General features: G+C 29.2%; 1 protein-coding gene. It reads right to left on the bottom strand.

The annotated features are described in order from the left end of the window. Window positions 1-305 (bottom strand): hypothetical protein (locus FPG59_RS16920; protein WP_217875981.1); only part of this gene is annotated, 305 nt, incomplete at its 3' end. Window positions 306-531: the final 226 nt, after the last annotated feature.

The following is a 531-nucleotide window of genomic DNA, read 5'->3' as shown; positions in this document are numbered from 1 at the left end:
GTAAATAATTCTTTAATTACATTTTTATTATCATCTACAGTCATTTCATTTTTCCAGTAACTTATTTTTATCGGATTCAATAAAATAAATATTCCGTAACAACCTAACGCAAACAGAGACAAAAAAACTACATAAAGAAAGATTATAATCAGAAAATTAATTTCGGAAAGATTTAAGCTAAAAAGACTGAAAAATTTAATTTGAAAAAATGTGGAAAGTATTATGGTTACAATGCAAAAAATTAAATTAATGACTTGGTTAGTCTTACTTTTTACTCCAATATTTTCAAATTCTACTTTAGTCATCTTTTTTAGTTTCTGTGGCAAGCTTGCTGGTAACGTTCCCGCGCTACACGCAGGCTGGGATTAAAGATGCGTAATCTTTCGGTTAAAAACAAATGTATCAAATACAAACTATTTTCAAATTAAGCCAATTGCCCAGCTTGCTTGTAGCGTGTGTTGAACTAAACCTTCGGTAGCGCGAAACCGAAAAAGTAGTACTTTTCAAAGATAATTAAAATTTGATATTATG

It is taken from the genome of Flavobacterium sp. FPG59, assembly GCF_002150205.1.
Lineage (GTDB): Bacteria > Bacteroidota > Bacteroidia > Flavobacteriales > Flavobacteriaceae > Flavobacterium.
This window is presented reverse-complemented; position numbering and strand designations above follow the sequence as displayed.